We start from the raw sequence: 25,443 nt of genomic DNA, 5'->3' as shown, positions 1-25,443 counted from the left end.
TCACTAAAAAACAATGATATAATCTATTTGAGGTGATTTAAATTGGATAAATACATCAAAAGATTAATACAACTTGTTGAATTCGAAAGAAATGAAGAAGTAAAAATAATGGAATGGGAAATGAAAAATCTAACTGGACCACAAAGAGAAAAAAAAGGGCGTGCCGTTTTAGACCTCACCCCAAAAATAATTGGAGAAGAACTAGGTATGTACCTTATAAAATTCGGTAGAAAAAAAGTCATAGACACAGAAATATCCGTTGGAGACGAGGTAATAATAAGTAAAAATGATCCAACAAAAAGTGACATAAAGGGTATAGTCGTGGAAAAAGGCACAAGGTTTATAACTATATCAACAAATAACTTGCTTCCAAAAAGTTTTAAAAAGGTAAGACTTGATTTATACGCAAGTGACATAACATACAAAAGACAAATCGAAAATTTGGAAAATTTAAACAAGAACGGAAAAAAAGTATTGACATACATACTAGAAACTAGAATACTTTCCGATAATGGCATAGAAAAATTCAAAGAAGTAGATAAAAAATTAAACAAATTTCAAAAACTTACAATTTCAAAAGCTTTAAGAAGCAAGGATTTTTTCTTAATCCATGGACCTTTTGGCACAGGAAAAACAAGAACCTTAGTTGAATATATCATACAAGAAGTAAAAAGAGGAAAAAAAGTATTGGTAACTGCGGATAGTAATCTGGCAGTGGATAATTTAATAGAAAGATTGGAAAATAAGGTTTCACATGTAAGACTGGGACATCCTTCAAGAATTTCCAAAAATTTAAAGAAATCATCTCTAATCTTTCAAATTCAAACACACGAAAGATATAAAAATATAGAAAAATTAAAATATGAATTTGAAAAGCTACTTGAAAAAAGAGAAACATTTCAAAAACCCATACCAAAATGGAAAAGGGGACTAAATGATAATCAAATATTAAAACTTGCAAAAAACAACAAAACACAGCGGGGAATACCTCTAAAAGTAATTAAAGACATGGCGGAATGGATAAAGCTAAACAACAAAATAGAAGAAATCAAAGAAAAAATTTCAAAAGTAGAGGAGGAAATAGCAAATGAAATAATCGAAAACTCTCAAGTTGTTTTTTCCACAAACTCCTCTTCTTACATATTGGACAAATACAATTTTGATGTGGTTGTAGTTGATGAAGCTACACAATCTACAATTCCAAGTATATTGATTCCCCTATCCAAAGGTGAAAAATTTATACTTGCTGGAGACCACAAACAACTTCCACCAACTATTCTCTCAAATAAGGCAAAAGAACTTTCTATAACACTCTTTGAGAAATTGATTGAAAAATATCCAAAAAGAAGTGAGGTACTAAAAATCCAATATAGAATGAACGAAAAATTAATGGAATTTCCAAACAGAGAGTTTTACAACAACATTTTAATTTCACATGTAAAAAATATAACACTAAAAGATCTTGCTTTTAGCGGAAAAGATATAATAACAAATCCTAGTAGCATTTTAATATTCATAGACACTTCAAATGTTGAACATTTTGAAAAACAAAAAAAAGATTCTTCTTCATACTTCAACGAATTTGAAGCACAAATTGTTAAACATATTGTAGAAAAATTTCTAAAAGAAGGGGCAGATAAAAATTGGATTGGTATTATTTCTCCTTACGATGACCAAGTAGAATTAATTAGAAGTTACAACTTAGATATCGATATCAACACAGTTGATGGTTTTCAAGGACGCGAAAAAGAAGTCATAATAATTTCTTTTGTGCGCTCAAACAAAAGAAAAGAAATAGGATTTTTAAGTGATCTTAGAAGATTAAACGTAGCACTTACAAGGGCAAAGAGAAAACTTATATTAATTGGAAATTCAAGTACTCTTGAAATTAATCCAACGTATAAAAGGTTAATAGAGTTTATTAAAGAAAATGATGGAGGGATAAAATGGTTGAAAGCATCATCTTTGATTTAGGCAGAGTATTAATAAACTGGGAACCTAAAAAATATATGGAAAAAGTGTTTGATATGCAAACAACAAAGTTTTTATTGGAAAATGTCTTTAATACGGAAGATTGGAACCTAATGGACAAAGGGATAATAGATGAAAACGCACTTTGGGAAAAGAAATTAAAAATGTTTCCAAAATACAAAAATGAGATATTACATATGAAAAATAAAGTATTTGAATTACTTACCCCAATAACTGAAAACGTAGAAATTCTTTATAAATTGAAAGAAAATTACAGACTTTACATACTTTCAAATTTCAGTCAAAACGCATTTAAATACATATACGAAAAATATGATTTTTTCAAACTTTTTGATGGACTTGTAATTTCAAGTCATGTAAAATCTATTAAACCAGAGGAAAAAATCTACCAAATACTAATCAAAACGTACAACCTAAACCCTTCAAAATGTTTGTATATAGATGATAAGCTGGAAAACATAAATACGGGAAAAAGATTAGGTTTTAAAGTTATCCATTTAAAAAAACCAAAACTATTAAAAAGTGAAATAAAAAAATACCTTTAAATGCCAGGCCAGCCAAAGTCAAAAGATATACCTTGATCTATTATTTTTCCATCTTTTTTCAACGCAAAAATTACATTGATATATTTATCTACGTACACATACGTTGTAGTGGTAGAAACAAGCGTATAAACAACCTCTCTAGTTGAATTTAAATTATATTTAAAATTAGTATTAAAAACAAGACTTGTGTTTTTGTAAGGATCAGATTCTTTTTGAATATAATCCCAAAATGCCGCATTCTCCGTTAAAAACTTTTTCCAAATATTTGCCCCAGAAACATACATTATCTTTGTGTACGTATTATCAATACTTTCAAGTACTTTTTCTTGTACATGTATTGCATCTCTCGATAAGTAAGATAACAAAAGCGCTGAAACTGCTGAAAAAAATATCAAAATTATACCTACCGAAATATTTAGAAATCCCTTTTTCATATTTTCCCCTCACAAATTTGGAATAAGTAAAATCACTCTTGTTTTTGTAATTTCAAAATTTTTGCTGCCAAATTTCCATGGAGAAGACCACGTCACCAAAAATTTTAATGCGTATATAGAGCTTAAATCAAAACTTTGATTTTTTATTTCAGAAAGTCTTTTTTCTCCATTAGGGTAATACAAGGCATACACTTCAAAACTCTTCACATTTTCCAGTATATCCTGTCTGTAAACTTTTTTTGTTAAATCAAGTATAGGGAAAAATTTTTCTATATAGATTTTTCCAGTGTTTTTTTCAAACACAACTTTAATTTGCCTAAAAAGATTTCCTGAAAATTCTACAGAAGTAAGTGTATTTCTGGACAACGGATAGATATACTTATCCTCGTCACCTAGCACAACCTTTTCCGTTTGATCAGCAAGATTTATCTCTTCAATTTTAAACGTATCCTTAGGACCCACAATTCCAGGAAATTCATCTGGACCCGATATTTTTTCAACATCTAGCTTCACAAATCTTGTAAAATAACCTTCTGTAGAGGGCGATAATTTATTTTTTATTATCGCCCATCTAAAATCCCCAACATACCCCTTAAACAACGGAGAATACGTACCGTCTGCATTTCTTACGAAAAAATTCTTGTATGTTACAACATAAGTTACGTAAAATTCCAGTTTATTTGTATCTTCTTTTACATCTATAGAGTTTGCAAGCCATATGTGATCTGTTATTTCCGAATATTTTTCTCCTTTTTGAATATAACTAGAAACATTTCCTAAAACATAACTAGGTTTATACAAATTTTTTAAAAGTTCTCCACCACTTCCAGCATATTTTAGTTCATTTTCCAAAATATCGTACAAAAGTGAGACATAACTTTCAGCGTATAAATTCTGCATATTTACTTTTGAAATCTTGTACGATTCCATTATGTTAAAAACTACCGAAAATACTATTTGAAAAGTTAATGTGAGTATAATTAGCGACATAAGTAATTCAACAAAGGTAAAACCTTTTCTCATATTATCACTCCACCATTTTTGGTAAAGAATTCTCAATTATTATCTTCTTTGATCTTTCCAATTTTATCTCAATTTCCAAATTTGAATAATCTGTATTTAAATATCCACCTATATTTTTCAAAAAAAATCCATCGTATGTGTAAATCAAGAAGTTATCCACTTTGTTACCATTTAGATAAACTTCCATAGAATCTTCAAGAGAAAATTCAGATTTTTTACCATCATCTGATATTCCATCCAAATCTTCATCAACAAAGCTTGAAAATTTTCCATTTTCAAACTTTATACAATGAATTCTATTCTTAATAACAGCACCTCTTCTTGCATCTACAAGCAAATAGAATAAATTTTGCGTAATACCAGAAAGCTTAGAATTTGTCGTCGTATTTTTGTATACAACCTCAAATCCCACATATCCAATTCCCATCAAAACTGAAATGATGGTAATAACAATCAAAACTTCTATTAAACTAAATCCTTTTCTCACCATTGTTGAGGCACCACCTGTGCTTCAATATACTTTCCATCTTTTTCTACACGTATAGTAACAACAGTTATTATAGGATAAATAATTTCACTATAATTTGAATAAACGTTGAAATTGCTTTCTAAATGCTTCTTTAAAATCGTTATTTTATATACTTCTCCATTATGCTCTTCGGTGAATGTGCCAGGCACTATATTCGAAACACTAAAGTAAGTATACTCTTCGCATTTGTTCAATAAAATTTCAGACATTTTTATAAGCTCTGAATTTTCCTTTGTTTTCTTTAAAAGGTTCCACGAAGGTAAAAATGCTATTCCAAAGGCAAAAGTTATAATGATTAACGTTACAAGTGTTTCAACTAGCAAAGAGCCTTTTTTCATACTATTTATCCCCTTTTATCCAATTAAATCCCTTAATTATAACCTGTGATGGTTGCGTTTCAATTTCGTATTCCAAATAAGTAATATGAGGTGCGGAAAATGGTCCAGCAGGTCTTGTGATTATTATTATCTGTGGATCAGGTACAGGTTTGTCAAATTCTATCTCTGTTGTAAAACTTCCAACTATTTTACCGCTTGCCCCTGGCATTAAAGGATAACTCTCTGGATCGATAAGCTGTGGGTCTTTTATTCCACTTTTTACATATCTAATTTCAAATGTACCATCTCCAAGTGACAAATCGAACTTAATAGTTACTTTTATCCTCTTTACAAAGTTATTTGGTAAATCTTTTGGTAAAATTCCAACAAGATTTGGTAGATAATCACTTATTATATAACCAGCTTCATCTGTTTCATACTCTTTTTGCGTCTGTGTGATTATCTTGTAAAAATTACCGGAATGATTACCATCTGCCGCCACAAAATCTGGTACACCATCATTATCCAAATCTGCAACTGTACCCGCATCAAAATCATACGGTGGATTATCCTCCCAACTATAACTACCGTGTACCAATTCCAAACTCACAAATTCCGGTTTATTATCTGAAGTAATGTTAAACCCTTTAAACAAGTACACACTTCCCCCAAAATCTTTATTTTGCCTCCACGCATCTGTTCCCACAAAGATATCTTTGTATCCATCTCTATCCACATCAGTTATCTTAATTATTGTAGGCCCAAAACTCGGTAAATCTTCCGGTGATTTTGAATTTGAATACCTTGGATCAACTTTTACGTGTTCTCCCAATTTTCCATCTCTTGTTATCACAAACTTATTTTCCACATCAAACTCTAATTGATTATTCACAATTTTTCCAAAATACACGTATATATCTTTTTTATCGGTATGTCCCGCTATTAAATCTATTATTCCATCGTTGTTCAAATCTCCTATATCCAAAACGGCACCACCACCATTTGAAGACAAATCCTTATCACGAAAAAGTTTAATAATATTATTTTTGTTAAAAAACCTCTCTCTACCTTTAGAATTATCATTTATCCATACCCAAAATCTTCCCTTATAATCCACGTAAAATATGTCCTTGTACCCATCTCCGTTGTAATCATAACTCGCCATAGCAGAAACCGTCCACTCTGTTACAAAATTCTTATCTTTTGAAATTTTCTTGTAAGTAGATTCATTTTTATTTAAAACATCATCCACATATTGTGCATATTGCCAACTGTTGAAGGAAAATAAATCTAACTTTCCATCATTATCAAAATCATCTACAATCATCGTTCCATCACCATTTTTTACCAAAAGTCTAAAATATCTTTCATCTTCAAAACTTAATTCACCAGTCTCCTTCATCTTATTTTTCTTAATAACTACCCATCCATCATACGTTAATGAAATTATATCCGCATATCCGTCGTTATTAAAATCAACGGAAAATGTTTGTGAAACTTGAGTAAATGGACCATATCCAGGCACAGCAGAAATATCATTTATCTTGTAGACATTTACTGCCACTATTTTATCTTCAACAACCCTTGTAGATATATTTTTTACATAAATTGCACCCCAAGCTTTTTCAGGATATTGCTGACTCCAATTAGAAATAGGAAAAGTTGCTGTATATGTTTCTGCAAAAGAAAAAAATGATATTAATAACATAATTAAAACAAACTTTTTCATATTTTTACCTCCTATAAAATATCTTTTGCAAAAGTAATCATGTGTGGTTTTATTCCAAATCCTATAAATAATCCCCATTTTCCTTCAGAAAATTTTAAACCTCCTTGCAAATACAGCATATTGTTATCGGGTATTCCCAAATAAATATAACCTAGAAAACTTGGAATATCATTCTTTCCAATTGCCCCAACACCAATACCGGACTGTTTGTAAAAAGGAAAAATATTTGAAATTAAAATCACACTATACCTTATGTTATTTAAATCGTAATTCACATCTATATAACTATACGTTTTTTGGTTAAAAATATCCAAAAAGTATCCACCTATCAAAAAATAAGAAATATTTTTCGTTGCACTTAAGGTAAAATAACCTCCATAATTCTTATCGACAGCATTTATCCCTATATTAGGAGTCAGATTTACAAATACCCCATTAATATCATAATATGCCTCTACTGAAGCTTGTATATAAAAAGTTTTATCATACGAAACCTTTCTTACAAATGGAATCCAGTTAAAAGACGAATACCCAAGGATATTTGGCTCTTTTTCCTTTATAACTCCAAAATTAGCAAAATTCACCCTATCATTTTCAAAACTATATGCAAACCCCAGACCATATTCCTTAAATATCCATTCATATCTTTGTAGTTCCAAAGTATATTTTAAATCCGTATAAAATGGCACAAAAATCAAATCGGAATCTACCGATGGTTTAAAATCAAAAATGGCACCAACTCCCCAACCTTCCAACGTATCATTGGGAACAAAATAAGTTGTAAACGCAAAAGGTGCAAAAACTGATGGTGTAATACTATAGAGTTTATCCTCCCAAAAACTCGATTTTTTGTACTTTGCTTCAAATATACTTTCTTTTCTTACTTTTTTAAATACCACATCACTTCTCAAAAAATTTTTTTCTTCTTTGTAAATATTCATTCCCGCTTGGGAATAACCTACGTAAACTATTCCATCATCTTCCACTAAAGCATCAAATGCAAATAAACCTTTTGTTACCCTTTTTTTCTCATCTATATCGACTAAATCCATATAGCCTTTTTGTTTCATAATCACATAGACTTTTTCTCCTTGTTTTTTTAAAAATGCCCCTTTTAGATAATAATCATCTAGCAACTTATCATCTTTCCAAAGTTTATTTCCCACAAGATAATAAAGATTTTTCCCGTTATATACTAAGTTCCTTACAAATCCTTTTACCTCAAAAACTTTTTCTAAACCAAAAATTTTTGATGAATCGTATTTATCATCATAAACAGCGTATATTACATTTCCATTTTCCACATCAAAAGCGGAAATAAACCCTTCAAATAACTTTTTATTATCTGTTACATTCCAAATTTCCATCTTATCACTATTTACAAGCGCGTATATTTTCCCATTGTCCACCCTAAAATCCACTGCAGATACGTTATATTCCTCTACCTTTTTTTTGCCTACAAGAACTATTAGTTTATTCAAAGGATATCCCAGATATCCAGAGACACTTCCAAAACTACTTTTCAAAATATAAAGTTTATCTTTTTCCCTTTCCACCTTGTAAATTCTTTCATTTTCGCCAATATAAATTTGTTTACTTCCTTTTCTTAAAACATAATTTGACAACCAATTTGAAACTTCCTCATCATATGTACTACCAAAATGCTTTTTAAACAAATCTTCCAAAAAGGTTGGCACCCTAAAAAGAAAAACATATGGAATGGAAAAACCAAGCATTAATTCAGGATAAGTGTACGATCTTTTCAGTGCATCTTTTAAATATGCGTTAACCTTATCCATGCCGTATTTTTCCTTTAAATATTCAAAAAAACCACCATTTGCGTTGTAAAATACCTGACCAACTCTAAAATCGTTGGGTATCTTATCTTCTGGTAATTCACCATTAAAAGTATCAAAGAGTGCTTCTGACACCAAAGGATTTCTCAATCTACCAGAATTTTCTGAAAATTGAGACTCAGAAAAAACAGTAGGAGCTTCAACCGAAAAGACCCCCAAATCTGGATAATACGGTATTGACAACTGGGAAAGAATTTTTAAATAACCCTCATCAGACTTTAAAGTAACTATATGCGTGAACTCGTGAATCAAAAGATACCTATACCAATCATCAAATGGCAAATAATTGTATAGATATCCCGTTGGATGCCAAGTATATATAACAATTGTATTTTTCTGGACAGGGTTAGCATACCCATTTGTGATTGTAGTCTTTGTTTTAATAAATATATTTACCCTGCCTGGATCATTTTTAAATAAATTTATCACATATTTTCTAATATTTTCAAATTCCATACCAACTCTTTTAGCAAGTTCGTCATATCCTGCAGGATAATAAATTGTTGCATGTTCAAAATACAAACTTTGAGAAAAAAACTGTAAAGAAATTATCAAAAAAACAAACACAAACTTTTTCATTCCGATTCCCCCTTCATATTTTTCCAACTGGCGCAAGATAAATTACAAACTCGTCTTCTCCATCTACACCCACCAATTTATCCATTTTATCTTGGTCATACGCAGCAACTGCACAGGTCCCACAATCTATAGCAGTTGCGGCAAGGTAAAGATTTTGACAGACATGCCCTGCATCAATGGCAATAGTTTTATACGATTCTTCTTTATACTTCCACTCTGTTCTATATGGTACTGCCACCCAAACAAATACCACAGCACTTTCTCCAACAAATCTTTGTCCCAAAGTAGCTTCAATAACATCAGTCTCAAAGCTACCTTTTTTTATCTCACACAAACCATGATTTAAACCGGAATATCTGTAAATCCCTTTTTCAACTTTATCGATGTTAAAAACAATAAGATAGGTATCAAATGGATGTGTAGAACCCGCCGATGGGACTGTTCTAAAAATTACCTTCTTTTTCTCTATATACTTTCTTACTCCCTGAGTTGCCCAAAGTAAAAAAGAAAGTTCCTCTAAAGTTAACGGTTCTTTAGAATATTTTCTTATACTTAGCCTTTCTTTGACTACCTGATAGAAAGGTTTTCTCCCCATATTAAAGCTTGGAAGTGCTATCAGATTTCCACAATCTCTTTCCACATCTGGCTTTTCAATTCCTTTCTCTCTATCCGTATCTTTAATCGCCATCCAATTTGACTTTAAAAACTCCCTATTCTTCATATTTTCAATTTTCCTCCAATCATTTTAATCTTTATTGTATTATATCAAATAAATATTTAAAATCACAGAGCAGAAATTGTAAATTCAAAAATTTGAAAATAATGATATAATTTACCAGGAGGTGCGTAAAATGAAGGTTTTCATAACTTATAAAATTCCAGAAAAGGGAATTAAACTATTAAAAGAAAAATTTCATGTAGATGTTTACGAAGGTAAAAACTTTTTGACAAAAGGTGAAATGCTAGAAAGGGTAAAAGATGCCGACGCCGTAATTACACAACTAAGAGATCCAATAGATAGAGAATTTATAGACGCAGGAAAAAAACTAAAAATTATAGCAAATTACGCAGTTGGATACAACAATATTGATGTAGAATACGCAAAAGAAAAAGGTATCTTTGTTACAAATACCCCTGATGTATTGACAGAGGCAACAGCTGATATAGCATGGGCTTTAATACTAGCAGTCGCAAGAAAAATAATACCAGCTGATAAATTTGTAAGAGAAGGAAAATTTGAAGGTTGGAAACCACATCTTTTCTTGGGATATGAAATATATGGAAAAACACTTGGAATAATAGGAATGGGAAGAATAGGAAAAGCCGTTGCCAGAAGAGCTTTGGGCTTTGGAATGAATGTGATTTACCATAACAGAAAAAAGGTAGAAGATGATTATAAATACAACGCAAAATACGTGGATCTTGAAACACTTTTAAAAGAAAGTGATTTTATATCTATAAATGCTCCTTTAACCAAAGAAACATATCATCTCCTTGATAGTGAAAAACTTTCACTCCTAAAGCCTACAGCAATAATAGTTAATACGGCACGAGGCCCTATTGTAGATGAAAAAGTGTTATATGACCTATTAAAAGATGGGAAAATAGCAGGTGCAGGTTTCGATGTTTATGAAAACGAACCAAAAATCACAAAAGGGCTTGAAAAACTCAACAACGTTGTACTTTTACCACATATTGGTTCTGCCACATTCCAGACAAGGGAAAAAATGGCTATAATGGTTGCGGAAAATGTAATAGATGCACTTGAGGGAAGAATACCAAAGAATTTGGTGTGGAAAAATGATTAAAATAGCAGTAGCAGGTGGGGTAACAGGAGGACACCTTTATCCAGCTCTTGCTGTACTCTCTGAACTTCAAAAAATTACAACCATTGACGTATTGTACTTCACCGTTAAAGGGAAGTTGGAGGAAAAAGTACTAAAAAAATACACTTATAAAACTGTATCGTTGGATGTAAAAGGCCTTGTAAGACCAATTTATTCTTTTGCAAATATATCAAGAATATTAAAAATAATAAATGCACAAAAAACAGTAAAAAAAACTCTAAAAGATTTCAAACCAGACATAGTTTTTGTTACAGGTGGATACATTAGTTATCCCGTTGGAATTATCGCAAAAAAATTGAGAATTCCATTATTCATACACGAGCAAAACGTAATACCAGGACTTACAAATTTAAGACTTTCAAAAGTTGCAGATAAAGTATTTGTGTCATTTAAAAGTTCCAAAAAGTATTTTAAAAGAAAAGTCATCGTAAGTGGAAACCCCATATTTATAAATGAAAATAAAAAGATCAGACTCGATAAAAAAACCATATTAGTTGTTGGCGGAAGTGGTGGAAGTGAATTTTTAAATAAACTCACATGCGATCTTTCAAAAAAAATGAAAGATTTTCACTTTATACTATCTTCCGGAGGAAAAGAACTTTACTGTAGTGAGGAAAACATAGAAATTAAAAAATATATAGAAAATATGGCAGATTACTACAAAGCGGTAAATTGTGCAATTACAAGGGCGGGTGCCACAACAATTAGTGAACTTTTGTATTTTCAAGTTCCATCAATTGTTATTCCGTGGGAAGGTGCCACTGAATCTCATCAATTAGAAAATGCAAAAGAAATTGAAAAAAATAACTTGGGATTTGTAATAAGGGAAAAAAATTTGGATTTAGAAGATGTAATAAATAAACTAATTGTACTTTCAAACAAAACAAGAAACTTCAAAAAGCTTGAAAATCCTGCAAAAATTATTGCAAAAGAAATAGTAAAAGAGGTGTTAAAATGAAAATTCACTTTTTAGGTATCGGTGGAATTGGTATGAGCGCCCAAGCAATACACGAACACCTTTTGGGAAATGATGTTTCTGGAACAGATCCCTATTCCACGGAAAGAACCAAATATCTGGAAAATGTAGGAATAAGAGTTTTTAAAAAACACCTTCCCGAAAATATAGATAATGCCGACTTAATAGTTAGAACTCCTGCAGTCCCAGACACAAATCCAGAAATTAATAAAGCAAGGGAAAAAAATATTCCCATACTTTCAAGGTTAGAACACCATATCAAAATATTAAAACCCTATGAAAAGATAGGTATAACAGGTACAGACGGAAAAACCACAACTACCTCAATGATGGCACATGTTCTTCTAAAACTAGGGAAAAACCCTACAGTATTTTTAGGTTCTACCCATCCTATGCTTGAATATAAAAACTATAGGAAAGGTGGAAATATTTCCGTATTTGAGATGGACGAAAGTCAACCTGGATTTGAAAATTATAGCCCGGACTTCTTGATTATAACCAATATAAGATATGATCACATAGAAAATTTTAGAAATTTGCAACATTATAACAACTGTTTTGAAAAATCATGTAAAAATGCTAAAATATGTATATCAAACTCTGAAAATAATTTAATTAGAAATGCAAAAACATTTGGTCTTGAGAATGCAGATTACAAAATTTTGTCCATAGAAAAAATGGGGTTTAGACAAAAAATTGAGATCTCAACTCCACACAAAACTAAAAAATTCGTTTTAAACGTTCCAGGTCTGCACAACGCGCTAAACGCATTATCTGTAATTGCTTTGTGTTTTGAAATGGGATATGAAAAAGATGCGGTATTAGACGCATTCAAAGATTTCGTATTACCTGGAAGAAGGTTTCAAATTTCATTTAACAACGAAAAGATAACTGTCGTGGATGACTATTCACATACACCTATTGAAATAAAAAGTCTAATATTGACGGCAAAAGAAGTATTTAAAGGGAAAAAAATTAACATAATTTTTCAACCACATAGATTTTCGCGCTTAAAAAGAGAATGGAAAGAATTTGCAAAAGCACTTTCTATAGCGGATAGAACATACATAACAGAAGTATACAGTGCATTTGAACACAGTGAAAAAATAAGCGCAGAGGTTATTGCAGAGGAAATTGGTGCAACCTTTGTACAAAATAAAGAAGATATATTAAATATTGAAATTGAACCAAACAACGTGTATATCTTTGCCGGTGCTGGTGATATTATTAAAGTTTCTCAAAAATTCAGAAAAAAAATAGGAGGGCTCAAAGTTTGAGCATTGTTTTGAAGGAGATTTTTCTAAAAGGTTTCAAATCCTTTGGGAAACCTACAAAAATTCCCATATCTCCAAATATTACAGCCATAGTTGGACCAAATGGTTCCGGAAAATCAAATATTGTTGAGGCTATCCAATGGGTTTTAGGAGAACACTCTTTGAAAAACTTACGTGCTTCAGAAAAATTTGATGTTATATTTAAAGGTAGTAAAAAATATTCTGCATCCAAAAGCGCATACGTTGAACTAACCTTTGATTTTAACAACGTGGAATATAAGATAGCAAGAGAACTAAACACATCAGGCGAAAATACATATTTTATAAACGGCGAGAAAGCAAGACTTAAAGACATTACAAATTTGTTTGGGGCAAACGGCATGGTATCCATAATAGGTCAGGGCAAAATAGATAAAATAGCCATGTCCAGTCCTGATGAGCTTAAAAAATTATTTGAAGATGCCGCTGGAACAACCATATACATAGAAAAAAAGAAAGAAGCGCTCTCCAAACTTGCCGGTACTGAGGCAAACATCGAAAGGCTAAAAGACGTCATATATGAAATAGAAAAAAACAAAAAAGGACTATATATAAAAGTAAAAAAAGCGGAAAAATACAGAGAATACTCACAAAAATTAGAACAGTTGAAAGAAAGGTATTTTGGTGGAATTTATTACTTTGAAAAACTCAAACTAAATTCTTTAACAAGTCAGCACGCGAAATACAAAGATTTGTTAAAAGAAAAAATTAAAAACCTCGCAGAAATTGAAAGTAAATGGAATATTTTAAGAGAAGAATTCAATGACTTAAACAAAAAAATGGAAGATTTTACATCATTGCTTGAAACTCAAAAAACCCGCCAAAATCAGTTACTTGAATTGAAAAATGCTTATACAAATAGACTAAACGATTTAAAAAGCTCGTATGTGGAAAAAATGTCAAAAATAGATTCACTAAAGGAAGAATTACAAAGAATTAAAGACAGAGAGCAAGAAATTACGCTTATTTTTGATTCTCTAAAAGGTGAAATATCTGAAAAAGAGAAAAAACTTTCAAAAATAGAAGAAGAAAGAAATTCACTCCTTTCAAAATATTCGGCAAAAGAGATGGAATATCTGAAAAAAAAGAATGAATACGACGAGATGGAAAAACATATCAACAAATTGGAAAATGAACAAAAATCACTCCTTTCATCTTCAAAAGAATTAAAAGAGAGAATTTCCATGATAAAAGAGCAACTTGAAATAAAATACGAAAGAAAAAAAGATTTGGATGCTGAAATACAAGAATTAACTGAAAATGCCGAAAAATATGATTCAAAAACTCAACAACTCCTAGAAGAAATAAATGAAATTAGAGAAAAAAGAACATCCATTTCCCAAGAAAGGGAACTTTTAAAGGAAAATCTAGAAAAACTAATAAGAAGAAAAAAAGAATTACAATCGGAAATTTTAATTATAAAAAGACAACTTTCAGAGTACCAAGGATATTCACATGCTATAAAACGAATATTTGAAAATAAAAAGCAATTTCCCGGAATTATCGATGTCGTTGCAAACATTATAGAAGTCGACAAAAAATACGTTGAAGCAATCGAAGCACTATTAGGGGGAAGATTACAACACATAGTGGTCAAAGATTCCGAGGTCGCAAAAAAAATTCTTCAATTTGCTAAAAAAGAAAAAATAGGTAGAATTACAATAATTCCACTTGACCTTATAAAAGTACATACAAAAACTACTACTCTGCCGAAAAAAGCTATAAATTTTGCAAAAAATATTGTAAAACTTAAAATCAACAAAGAGGAAAAACTCTTAAATTTTCTATTTGGTAACGATATAATCGTTAACAACATAGACACGGCTGTAGAAATAAAGAAAAAATTTGATTTCAGAATTGCAACCTTAGATGGTGAATTAATAAGCAATTCCGGAACTATGACCGGCGGGAAATCAGAACATATTTCACCACTTCTACGAAAAAAATTACTTGAAGATTTAAAAGAAGAATTAGACAACATATTGAAAATAGAAGAAAAGACAAGCAAACAAATTTCCCACTTAAAAGAAGAAATAAATGAACTAAACAAGTACAATGAAGTAATTAATTCGGAGTTTCTAGAAATAAACAGCAAAAGTTCTTCTGCAAAACGAATGCTACAAGAACTGGTAAAATCTCAAAATGAATTGAATAAAGAGATAACAAATCTGGAAAAATTACTTAAAGATTCCACTTTAAGATTAACTGGAATTAATGAAAGATTAAAAATAATAAGTATAGAAATGGAAAATTCGAAAGACGTAACTAAACAATTAAAAGTAGATATAGATAACTCAAATAAAGAAATGTACAGTGATAAAGAAAAAATCGAAGAAATCAATGAAAAGTATATGGAACTACAATCTGATTTAATGGGTCTAAGAGAGAGAAAAATACAATACGATGGTGAACTTAAAAGACTTTTAAAAAGAAAAGATGAAATTGAAATAGAGACTTCATCAATATTAAACGAAACACATTCCTTTAAAGAAAAAATGGAAAAACTAAAACTATCAATTAAAGAAATAGATGAAGAATTAAAAACATTAAAAGAAGAAACGGAAACACTCTTTAAAAACATGAGCAAAGACAAAAGTGGAAAAAAAGACAAATTAAAAGAACTTGAAAATTTGGAAGACACAATGGAAAAAGAAAGAAACGAAATAGAAAAACTAAGGGAAACAATCCATTCAACAGAACTTGAAATTCAAAAGATAAAGATGAAAATAGAAAACATAGATGAAAAGTACAAAAAAAGCGTGAAAATTTCAAAAGAAGAATTAGAAACCTTAAAAAATGAAATGGAAGATATTGAGACTAAACTAAAATACATCGGACCTGTAGACTTTGAGGCAGAAGAAGAATACATTGAAGTTTCAAAAAAACTTGAATCTCTTGAAAAACAAAAAAAAGATTTGGAAGATGCAAGAAAAAAAATAATAGAATTAATAGAAACAACAGATAAAGAGGCAACGCAAATATTTATGAATACCTTCAACACCATAAAGAAAACTTTTAAAAATTACATTAAAGAACTATTCTTTAGCGGAAAAGGTGATATAAGACTCCTTGATAAAGATAATGTTCTGGAAAGCGGTATAGAAATTGTTATTTCAAAGGGAGATGGCCGCGTTCAAAAATTACAACTTTTGTCTGGAGGGGAAAAAGCTCTTGTAGGTCTTGCGCTACTTATGTCATTACTACAAGCCCAACCAAGTGCTTTCTATGTCCTTGATGAGCCAGATGCACCACTTGACGAATTTAACGCAGAAAGATTTAAGTTACTGCTTAAAAATTCTAATGCACAGATAATAATAATAACTCATAAAAAAATTGTTATGGAGGCGGCTGATATAATGGTGGGAATTACAAAAGCAGATGATATCTCAACAGTAGTACCTGTGAGAATGGAGGAGGTAGTATGAGACATCTATTTTACCTACAACAATTTTTCGAAAGATTACCATCCCCAGCTTTTATAAAAGACAACAAACACAAATATATTTGGATAAACAGAGAATGGAAAAAAACATATGGTTTGGACGATAGGAAAGTGGTTGGAAAAACCGACGAAAAAATCTTTAATGATTCACTAACTCTAAAAATTGAAGAATCTGTTATGAAAACCAAGAAAAAACAGGAGTACGAAAAAGAATACAACGGTAAATACTTCAAGGTAACTGTAATACCCATTAGATTAGGCGATGGTACTTATGGTGTCGCAGGCATTGAATTTGATGAAACACAGAAATATTTTAACGATTTAATACTTGCTACAAACTTAAAAATATCGGAAATAATAAGGGAATTATTACTATCAAATTTAGATAGTAAAGACTTTTTTATTGAATTATTTTCGGAAAAACTATACGAAAAAATTAAAATAGGTGATTATGCCCTATTAAAAGGAAATGAAATACTAAAAACTTATCTTCCAGAAAAAGTTTGTCTTAAAGCTATGCAAAAAGAAGGTATAAAAGAATTCAGCGTAAGTGGTGAAAAATACATAGTCATTCCTTTATTTGAATACAAGTTAGTAATTAGAAGCTTGCCAAATTACTTTAAATTTGTAAACTACATTGTTCCTCTTGTTTTACCAAAAATCGAAAATGTGCTGGAAAAAATCGAAAATGAATCAAAGAAGAAAAGATATTATTTTACACTTGAAAAGATGGTCGATGCAGTAGTTTCATGGAAAAAAATCGAAATTAATTCATTTCTTAAAAAAGTATTAAAAGATATAGTAGAAATCATTCCAGAGGCGGAAAAAGGAACAATTTGGCTGATCAAAGACAACAAGTACAAATGCGTTGCGGAAGTTGGATATGAAAATGCAGAAATGCTTGAATTTCCACCTGAAAAAACCGCTTATGGACAAAAGATAGAAGAAAATATAGAAAAAGGCTATACCGTATTTGAAATAGATGACGCAAAAAGCCTTGTAAAAACAAGCCCACTAGCAGAAACGTTTAAAAAGTATGGCATGTTTGATGAAAAATTTAGACCATTGTTAGGTGTCTTTAAGATAGGGGGAAAAGTTGTTGGCAGTATATCCATCGATAATTTTTCCGGAATAAACTTTTCAGACGAAAGCAGAAAAATACTGGAGTTATACGTAAAAATCCTTACAAATTTCTTAGAAGACTATGAAATTTAGACTACAAAAACTCCTCGATATTGCAAAAAAAGAAGAGGAATTAAAAAAACAACAGTTATTTAAGATAAGAAAAGATATTGACAATTTAAAAGAAGAAATAGAGAAAAATAAAAAATATATTTCACAATTAAATGACGAAATTTTAGGAAAAAAAATTCAAGGTACCTACCTTCAAATGATCCTAGAGATCAAAAAAAATGGAGAAAGACATTTAAAAGCATTGTACCAAAAATTGGAACAATTAAAAGGCATTGAAGAAAAAATCCTTATGGAATACCTTGAAAAAAGGAAGGAAAAAATGTCATTTGAAAAATTAAAAGAAAGATTTGAATTAAAAAACAAATTGGAGCAGCAACGAAAGGAAAACAAAAATATGGATGAAATAGCAGAAAGAAAATTCTTTTTCGGAGGAAAAAGATGATTTATTTGTATAAAATGATCGGCAGTTTTGTACAATTTCCAGGAATTTTAATATTATTTTTTGTGCTCTTTTCTTTATATTTTCTTTTTAAAAGACGCCAAATGTGGCGATTTTTTATTATTCTTTCAATATTTCTCTATATCATTTCAACTTCAGCCTTTAATTATATTGTTTCTAAGCTCTTCTACGTTAAAGAAGTTCCCATTCCAAAAACTGGAACCATTGTAATCTTAGGAGGTGGAATAACAAATTACTCAAACCACGTAGAATTGGGATCGCATACACAAAAAAGATTATTTAAGGGGTTTGAAGTTTACAAAAATTTACACAAAAAAATAATACTAACAGGCGGGGTTATAGGTAAAGGAACAACAGAAGCAGACCTTATGAAAAAATTTCTAATTACATTGGGGGTCCCAGAAAATGATATCTTAGTTGAAAACAAATCAAGAACAACAAAAGAAAATGCCAAAAATGTGGCTAAAATTGTAAAAGAAGAAAATATAATACTTGTAACATCGTATATTCATATGAAAAGGGCCAAAATGTTGTTTGAAAAATACACAAAAAAAAATATAATCCCAGTTGTATGCGACTATCCAATAGATTTTAGAAATAATTTCTTAGATTATCTTCCATCCCCTCAAGCACTTTATACCTTTTCGCAAATTACACACGAGTTTTTTGGCATACTTAAGGGGGGATAATTTGAAAAGGGGAAATTTAGCTTTAATTGTGCTTTTAGTTTTTCTTTTTTGTAGTTTTATCCTTGCAAAAATTTGGCAACTTCTATACATAAGGTTAAATGGCATTCCATAAGGAGGGAGAGTATGTTTCCACTTTACGATACTATACCAAGTAAAAAAAAGCCAGTAATAACTTATTCCATTATTTTCATCAACGTTTTGATATTTATATACGAATTAACACTAAATAACTTTCAGCTCCAGGAATTTTTTTTCAACTACGGTATAGTTCCACTCAGATACACCTGGAAGTTCAATTACAAATATTCCATGATTTGGAAAGAGATATTTCCTGTTATTTACTCCAATCCGTTTGTTCCCTTTCTTTCACATATGTTTATTCATGGTGGTTGGTCTCACATATTGGGGAATATGTGGTTTTTGTGGATCTTTGGTGATAACGTAGAAGATAAAATTGGACATTTTAATTTTCTTTTTTTCTACATATTTGGTGGTCTTTTTGCTTTGTTCTTTCATTGGATGTTTAACTTTTTCTCACCATACCCATTAGTAGGTGCCTCTGGTGCAATTTCTGCTGTAATGGGGGCTTATTTTGTACAATTTTGGTATTCAAGAATTGTAACATTAATTATCTGGTTCATACCATTTTTAGTTGAAATTCCAGCTGTAATATACCTCTTCATATGGTTCGTATTACAAATACTAAACGGAACAATATCCAATATAACTGGATCAGGAGTAGCGTATTGGGCACATGCGGGGGGATTTATCTTTGGAATGATTGTTGGAAACAGAGTAAAAAGGAGGTATTATCTATGAAAAGAATCGTAATAATCACCACTGGTGGTACTATTGCTATGGTAAAAGGAGATCAAGGGGTAATTCCATACGAAAAGGGGAATTTATTAATAAGTGAGATACCATTACTTAAAAAAGTTGGAATAAAAATAGATTTAATAGAATTTTCAAATATTCCAAGTCCTCATATGAAACCCTCAGATATGTGGTCTTTATCACAAAAAATAGACGAAATACTTAAAGATGACAACGTTATTGGTGTAGTTGTAACGCATGGCACAGACACCCTAGAAGAAACCTCATATTTACTAGATCTTACATTAAAAAGTGAAAAACCCGTTGTTTGTACAGCTGCTATGCGAAACATAGGAGAACTGGGCACTGATGGACCAAGAAATGTCTATTCATCAGTATTAACTGTTCTATCTCCACAGGCGTCTGAAATGGGCGTAATGGTTTGTTTAAACGATGAAATACACGCAGCAAGAGAAGTAACAAAAACGTATACAAGTAATGTTGCAACTTTTGACTCACCTGGATATGGTCCACTTGGAATTGTTGATGAAGATAATGTTATTTTTTTCAGAAAATCACTCACAAGAGAAAAGATATTAGTCGATAAAATAGAAGAAAGGGTCGCATTAATAAAAACATTTACAGGAGATGATGGAAAATTACTGAAATACGCAAAGGAAATAGGGTACAAAGGAATAGTACTAGAAGGCTTTGGAAGGGGAAATGTTCCCCCCTCTGTTGCAAATGTTGTAGAGGATATTGTAGAAGAAGGAATCCCAGTGGTTATTACTTCTAGGTGTTTTAAAGGAAGAATATATCCAGTATACGCATACCACGGAGGAGGTGCTGATCTTAGAAAAAAAGGTGCGATAATGAGTGAACATCCAATAGGTCAAAAAGCAAAAATAAAATTAATGGTAGTAATGGGAAAAACAAGAAAACTAGATGAAATTAGACGTTATTTTGAACCAAATATATCAAGGAGGCCAATCCTATATGAGGGATAAAAGAAACTTAGCTGCAATTTATGTAAGTGCATATGCACTACTTTTTCTAATCACATGTATAATATTCAACACAGTTTTAAATGTTTTTGTTTTCACGTTAATTTCCGTTTTAATTGTAAATTTAATAACAAAATTATTGAAGATTTTAAAGTTAAAAACAAAATCCGCTATAATTGTAGGACTTGTTATTTACTTTTTTTTGATAATTTATGGTATAATATTAATAATCCCAGCTGCCACTGAACAATTTGGAAGTTTCGTCTCAACTATCAATTATGTCTTTGAAAATCAGTCATGGAAAACTTATCTTGAAAAAAATCCAGAATTACTATCTGGTGTAAATAATTTGATGAAGTGGTTGCAACCTAAATTAAACGATCTCACAAATTATATGCTTGACAACATTGCAAAAGGAACTCCTTCGTTTTTTGTAACCATATTCTATTCTATTCTCTTAACAATTTACACACTTTTGTATTCTTCTTGGCTAAAAAAATCACTGCCAAATTTATTCCCCAAAAAAATAAGACCACAAATTGAAAAGTTCTTTGAAAAAGTATACAGTGCTTTGTCTAGTTTTGTGGATGTTGTAATAATAAACGCAGTTATTACAGCAGTTGCTTTTTATCTATTATCAAGTTTTTATTTCAAAGACACTGCAGTTATTCTCTCTTTTTGGGCGGGAATAACAAATTTGATACCCATCGTTGGAGTTTTCTTTGAATACATTCCCGTTTTTCTATTTTCTTTAACATTAGGATTAAAAGGATTTATCATAGTAAATATCTTCGTTATCGCTATACACTTGGGATTATTCGTAATATTTGTAAACGTTATGAAAATGCATTTAAACCTAAACCCTGTACTTATGATCATATCAATAATAATAGTAAACCAGATATTTGGATTAGTAGGCACATTTTTTGCAGTACCACTTTTGATATTCATAGTTGCTTACTGGGATGAATTTGTAAAACCCAAATTTGAAACTTAACCTTTTGGAGGTGAAATACATGAAAAAGATAATTTTTATAGCCATTATAGCCTTATTATTTGTTTTTTGGTCGTGCGGAATAGTTCCCAAAAAATTACCAAACACCCTATCTATTAAATTAACAAAACATGTGGAATTTCCAATAACCACAATGAACTTCTCTATTCCAAAATTAATAGATCCACTACTTGACAAGCTTAATGAAACAGGATTTTATATATCAAAGGAAAAACCAATAACACTCACTTATGCAACATCTATCGAATTTTCTCCCGGAAAGATGATTGATGAAATAAGTCAAAATATAACAAAATCTTTATCCGATGTTGCAACTTCTCTTAGCTTTTCCTTTTCCATAGATAATATAGCAGCACTAAATACTCAACAAGAAATTCAACTTCCCACAATACAAGATTCTTCAGACAATTTTAATCTCACTTCAATAAATATAGGGGACATTACTCTGTTTTCTACATCAATCTACGTGGACCCTGCTTATCCAAACGCCACAGTAGAAATTTCTTTTTCTACGGATAAATTTAGCTCTATAAACATATATGAAAGTATCCTTTCTATTAATAAAACATCATCTGAAGTAGATCCGTCAAAAGTAGAATTGGAAATTATAATAAATGGCACAAAGTACACAAATAACGACATTATATCAAATCTAACAGTTAGAAACGGAGATAAAATAACACTAGTTGCAACATACACAGGCACAAATTCTGGAAATGTAAATATTAACACTAAACTATTATCAGTAAAAATAAACAAAGGTACTGGATTAAATATTGAAAACGTAAATATTAATCCAAGTCTCTCTCCAATCATCATTGATGATCAAAATTCGTGGATGTTAAAACTTTCTGGAACTTTAGATACATCTTTTTCATTTGACGCAACCAACTTAAATATAGACAAAGAAATAGTAGTAAAATCTGGTTCCACCATAGTTGCTCAAGGAAATCCTCTCACATTTGATAACACAAAAATAATTGATGCAAAAACTCCATTAAACATTGATGCAACACTTACACTATATGGAAATAACGTAGATATTGACTTAACACAACCTATTAGCTACAACGTGATTCCAAACATCGCAATAGAGAGTATATACAACTACCCTGTCAATCTTGAACAATATATCTCTTTGCCATCCGAAATATTGGAAAGTGAAATTGGCACGGGAACACTTTATATAGAATTCTTGGGGCTTTCATCAGTTGATGCAACAGGTTTGATAACCGATGGTACTAGCACCCACAATATAACAAGTATTAATAATTCCCTTGCTATTGACCTTTCAAATATTTGCTTGCCGGCAACATTCAATTTAAATTACATCTCAGGAAATGTTGATAACAACGTTATTAACATTAAGACTTCGCTCTCAGATGATTTTGAAATAAGAAAAGCAAAGATTTCAAATTCACTTTTAACTTCTGCTTACAAAGAAATATCATATGAAATCCCACAACAGCTTAAAGATTATCTAAATACCGTTGATGCCACGATTTTAATCCAATTTGATTACAATGCAACTAATGTATCAGACTTAATGCTAAAAATACAATCTAACTTCTTTGAAAATAAAGATATATACATCTCAAACAGCGGTACTACAACTATTTCCAATACCACCCAAACAATTGATTTCTCAACGCTTAACAATATTTCTATAACGGTGGATGCAACAGGTAATCCCATAATCACAAACATAAAGAAAAATGAAAGTTATGGTATAGATATTTCCGTAAGTATACCAAAATTTGAACTGGATAATTTCAGTATTAAAAATCAAGAAATAGAAGTACTACCCGAAACCACTCTTTTAGACTTCTCGACAAATAAAGAATTAGAACTTATTAAAAACCTTGAATCAGACATATCAATGCCCATTGAATTTAAAGCAACTGACACAACTATTGATGCTACCGTATCATTGCTAGTCTCTGGAAATTTAGTAAAATTGCAACTTGGCGAAGGAGTTGATATAGGTCCTATTTTAAGTAATTTAATCAAAAATGCTTCACCAATTACTATATCTGCATCGCTTACTACAGATAACGGTATTTTAAATCAAAACTCCGTTTTTGGATTTGATGCAATAATGAATTTACAATTATCCGGTACTCCATTAGTAGACACACCAATATTAGAGGAAAATTTTGATATATCCGATCTTAGAGATTTAGTTGATATTCTAGATACAGCAACACTTACATTTAACCAATGGAAAAATACAACGGGATTGACTGCAAAGTTAAAAATACTCAATAAAGAAATTACAATAGGAGAAAGTACACCTGTTATCTCCTTTACCCACGAAGATTTCGTTAATTTACTGGAACCATCTACGATTTCCATACTACTTCCAAAAGATGAGTACATACAAATAAACAAAAACGGAATTATCGATATATCCCCATATATAATCATTGATTTAACTGTTGCTACTAAAGTATCTTTTGAAGGGAGGGAATAATAATGAGGAAAATAGTCTTATTTATACTTTTATTAAGTTTAATTTCATTTTCAAATCCATTAACTCCCTTTGGACTTTACACAAACCAAGGGTTAGTATTAAGTGAAGGATTTTTCCTCTTAGGCGTTAATTTTTCAGGAAATTTTCTCTTAAACCAGGACATATTTTCTGCAGAGGATCTAAATGTTTTCCTTGAAACTGGTACGATTAATTTAAATAACATAAACAAATTATCTTTAAATACGATATTGAATGCCTCTGGTTTTGGAACCTTAAAATTGGGGAATTTTGCAATAAGTCCATATATTTATCTTAATGGAAATATTGATTTAAAAATATCAGATCAAATAAAGGACTTTTTAATAGATCCAATTACAATAGGTACTGAGTATAACATATCAGAAAAATTTATAGATGCAAATGTATTTTTCGATACAGGTGTTGTATTAAATTTGGGTAAATTTTTTATTGCCCCTTATGTATTCCTGCCAATTTTATACTCTGGTGAAAACCAATATTTGGAATTTACCTATACTTCTTCTGCATCACCTGCAATGGCTAATCTACATTTATCGGAAAAAGCAGATATTTACTCTTCTTTCCCATTAGATAACGATTCTTATGAAATAAAAGGAGAAAATCTTGGAATGGCTTTCTCTTTTGGAATTTCAACAGATAGTTTTGGAATTGCAATAAACAACATCCAAATTAAACCATCTGTTGCAACGTACAAATCTACACTTGATTTGGGATTTGATTTTTCATATAGCGCGCAAGGAACAGACATTACAGCAGATGTAAGCGGTCCTGATGCAACACTTACAAATTTCCAAGGAGACTATATGGAAGTTTCAAAAACACCTGAAATAACCGCATATTACAAAACTTCTATTTTCTTCTTAAAATTAGGTGCAAGAGGAAAATATACAATAGGCAAAAAAGATAGTTGGGACATAGGAGTTTTTGGATATACAAATCTTCTATTTTTCACACCATACTATTCTCTAGATTATTTAAATTCAAACGGATTATTCGTTCACAACTTTGGTTTCAAAACAGATCTACGCGTATTTTACACAAATATAAATGTAAAATCCATTTCACACACTTTTTCTCCATTTGACGATGCATCTTTTGGAATAAGTGTAAACTTTGGCTTTGGAATTTAAGTACTATACAAAAATGGCAAATATGGTATACTTGTCTTAGTTAA

The 25,443-nt window shown here is 30.6% G+C and carries 21 protein-coding genes; 14 read left to right on the top strand and 7 right to left on the bottom strand.

All coding sequences use genetic code 11. The annotated features are described in order from the left end of the window. Positions 1-42 precede the first annotated feature (42 nt). Together Y592_RS05235 and Y592_RS05230 are read left to right on the top strand one after the other, a co-directional pair. On the top strand, positions 43-1,974 hold the full coding sequence (locus tag Y592_RS05235) for an IGHMBP2 family helicase (RefSeq protein WP_075665960.1): 1,932 nt from the start codon (positions 43-45) through the stop codon (positions 1,972-1,974). Beyond that, the gene (locus Y592_RS05230; RefSeq protein ID WP_075665959.1) at positions 1,947-2,537 is read left to right on the top strand and encodes an HAD family hydrolase; all 591 of its coding nucleotides are present in this window, start codon (positions 1,947-1,949) and stop codon (positions 2,535-2,537) included. The genes Y592_RS05235 and Y592_RS05230 overlap by 28 nt, the downstream gene beginning before the upstream one ends. Here Y592_RS05230 and Y592_RS05225 read toward each other — a convergent pair. Genes Y592_RS05225 through Y592_RS05195 form a run of 7 tightly spaced genes read right to left on the bottom strand, consistent with a single transcriptional unit; the run spans position 2,534 to position 9,725 of the window. Further along, positions 2,534-2,971 (bottom strand): hypothetical protein, encoded by a 438-nt coding sequence (locus Y592_RS05225; RefSeq protein WP_075665958.1) that lies wholly within the window; start codon positions 2,969-2,971, stop codon positions 2,534-2,536. The genes Y592_RS05230 and Y592_RS05225 overlap by 4 nt on opposite strands. Positions 2,972-2,980: 9 nt before the next feature. After that, positions 2,981-3,994, bottom strand: a complete 1,014-nt coding sequence (locus Y592_RS05220; protein ID WP_075665957.1) for a type II secretion system protein — start codon at positions 3,992-3,994, stop codon at positions 2,981-2,983. Between the two features lie 4 nt (positions 3,995-3,998). Continuing rightward, complete coding sequence (locus tag Y592_RS05215) at positions 3,999-4,484, bottom strand: prepilin-type N-terminal cleavage/methylation domain-containing protein (protein WP_075665956.1); 486 nt, start codon at positions 4,482-4,484, stop codon at positions 3,999-4,001. Further along, on the bottom strand, positions 4,478-4,861 hold the full coding sequence (locus Y592_RS05210; protein ID WP_075665955.1) for a hypothetical protein: 384 nt from the start codon (positions 4,859-4,861) through the stop codon (positions 4,478-4,480). The genes Y592_RS05215 and Y592_RS05210 overlap by 7 nt, the downstream gene beginning before the upstream one ends. 1 nt (position 4,862) lies before the next feature. Beyond that, positions 4,863-6,569 (bottom strand): FG-GAP repeat domain-containing protein, encoded by a 1,707-nt coding sequence (locus Y592_RS05205; RefSeq protein WP_075666715.1) that lies wholly within the window; start codon positions 6,567-6,569, stop codon positions 4,863-4,865. Positions 6,570-6,580: 11 nt separating this feature from the next. After that, a complete protein-coding gene (locus Y592_RS05200) occupies positions 6,581-9,004 on the bottom strand; it encodes a hypothetical protein (protein WP_075665954.1) in 2,424 nt (807 codons plus the stop codon). Positions 9,005-9,017: 13 nt separating this feature from the next. Next, positions 9,018-9,725 carry a SagB/ThcOx family dehydrogenase gene (locus Y592_RS05195; RefSeq protein ID WP_075665953.1) on the bottom strand — a complete coding sequence of 236 codons (708 nt, stop codon included), beginning with the start codon at positions 9,723-9,725 and terminating at the stop codon, positions 9,018-9,020. A gap of 130 nt (positions 9,726-9,855) precedes the next feature. Here Y592_RS05195 and Y592_RS05190 point away from each other — a divergent pair, with 130 nt between their 5' ends. From Y592_RS05190 to Y592_RS05135, 12 genes are all read left to right on the top strand, one after another. Beyond that, positions 9,856-10,812, top strand: a complete 957-nt coding sequence (locus Y592_RS05190) for a 2-hydroxyacid dehydrogenase (protein ID WP_075665952.1) — start codon at positions 9,856-9,858, stop codon at positions 10,810-10,812. Continuing rightward, positions 10,805-11,809 (top strand): undecaprenyldiphospho-muramoylpentapeptide beta-N-acetylglucosaminyltransferase, encoded by a 1,005-nt coding sequence (gene murG / locus Y592_RS05185; RefSeq protein ID WP_075665951.1) that lies wholly within the window; start codon positions 10,805-10,807, stop codon positions 11,807-11,809. The genes Y592_RS05190 and murG overlap by 8 nt, the downstream gene beginning before the upstream one ends. Next, positions 11,806-13,104 carry a UDP-N-acetylmuramate--L-alanine ligase gene (gene murC / locus Y592_RS05180; RefSeq protein WP_075665950.1) on the top strand — a complete coding sequence of 433 codons (1,299 nt, stop codon included), beginning with the start codon at positions 11,806-11,808 and terminating at the stop codon, positions 13,102-13,104. Before murG ends, murC begins: the two co-directional genes overlap by 4 nt. Next, complete coding sequence (gene smc, locus Y592_RS05175; RefSeq protein ID WP_083638865.1) at positions 13,101-16,565, top strand: chromosome segregation protein SMC; 3,465 nt, start codon at positions 13,101-13,103, stop codon at positions 16,563-16,565. Before murC ends, smc begins: the two co-directional genes overlap by 4 nt. Beyond that, a complete protein-coding gene (locus Y592_RS05170; protein ID WP_075665949.1) occupies positions 16,562-17,797 on the top strand; it encodes a PAS domain-containing protein in 1,236 nt (411 codons plus the stop codon). The genes smc and Y592_RS05170 overlap by 4 nt, the downstream gene beginning before the upstream one ends. Further along, positions 17,787-18,218 (top strand): flagellar export protein FliJ, encoded by a 432-nt coding sequence (gene fliJ, locus Y592_RS05165; protein WP_075665948.1) that lies wholly within the window; start codon positions 17,787-17,789, stop codon positions 18,216-18,218. The genes Y592_RS05170 and fliJ overlap by 11 nt, the downstream gene beginning before the upstream one ends. Further along, positions 18,215-18,925 (top strand): YdcF family protein, encoded by a 711-nt coding sequence (locus Y592_RS05160; RefSeq protein ID WP_075665947.1) that lies wholly within the window; start codon positions 18,215-18,217, stop codon positions 18,923-18,925. The genes fliJ and Y592_RS05160 overlap by 4 nt, the downstream gene beginning before the upstream one ends. Positions 18,926-19,048: 123 nt before the next feature. Then, on the top strand, positions 19,049-19,744 hold the full coding sequence (locus Y592_RS05155; RefSeq protein WP_075665946.1) for a rhomboid family intramembrane serine protease: 696 nt from the start codon (positions 19,049-19,051) through the stop codon (positions 19,742-19,744). Beyond that, positions 19,741-20,745, top strand: coding sequence for an asparaginase (locus Y592_RS05150; RefSeq protein WP_075665945.1), 1,005 nt, complete (start codon positions 19,741-19,743; stop codon positions 20,743-20,745). Before Y592_RS05155 ends, Y592_RS05150 begins: the two co-directional genes overlap by 4 nt. Beyond that, positions 20,735-21,739, top strand: a complete 1,005-nt coding sequence (locus Y592_RS05145; RefSeq protein ID WP_075665944.1) for an AI-2E family transporter — start codon at positions 20,735-20,737, stop codon at positions 21,737-21,739. The genes Y592_RS05150 and Y592_RS05145 overlap by 11 nt, the downstream gene beginning before the upstream one ends. Before the next feature lie 19 nt (positions 21,740-21,758). Continuing rightward, a complete protein-coding gene (locus Y592_RS05140) occupies positions 21,759-24,230 on the top strand; it encodes a hypothetical protein (protein ID WP_075665943.1) in 2,472 nt (823 codons plus the stop codon). Positions 24,231-24,232: 2 nt separating this feature from the next. Then, on the top strand, positions 24,233-25,399 hold the full coding sequence (locus Y592_RS05135; RefSeq protein WP_075665942.1) for a hypothetical protein: 1,167 nt from the start codon (positions 24,233-24,235) through the stop codon (positions 25,397-25,399). The last annotated feature ends 44 nt before the right edge of the window (positions 25,400-25,443 follow it).

This window comes from Thermosipho sp. 1070, assembly GCF_001682135.1.
Classification (GTDB): domain Bacteria; phylum Thermotogota; class Thermotogae; order Thermotogales; family Fervidobacteriaceae; genus Thermosipho; species Thermosipho affectus.
Note: the sequence above shows the minus strand (reverse complement) of the source record. Positions and strands in the feature narration are given on the sequence as shown.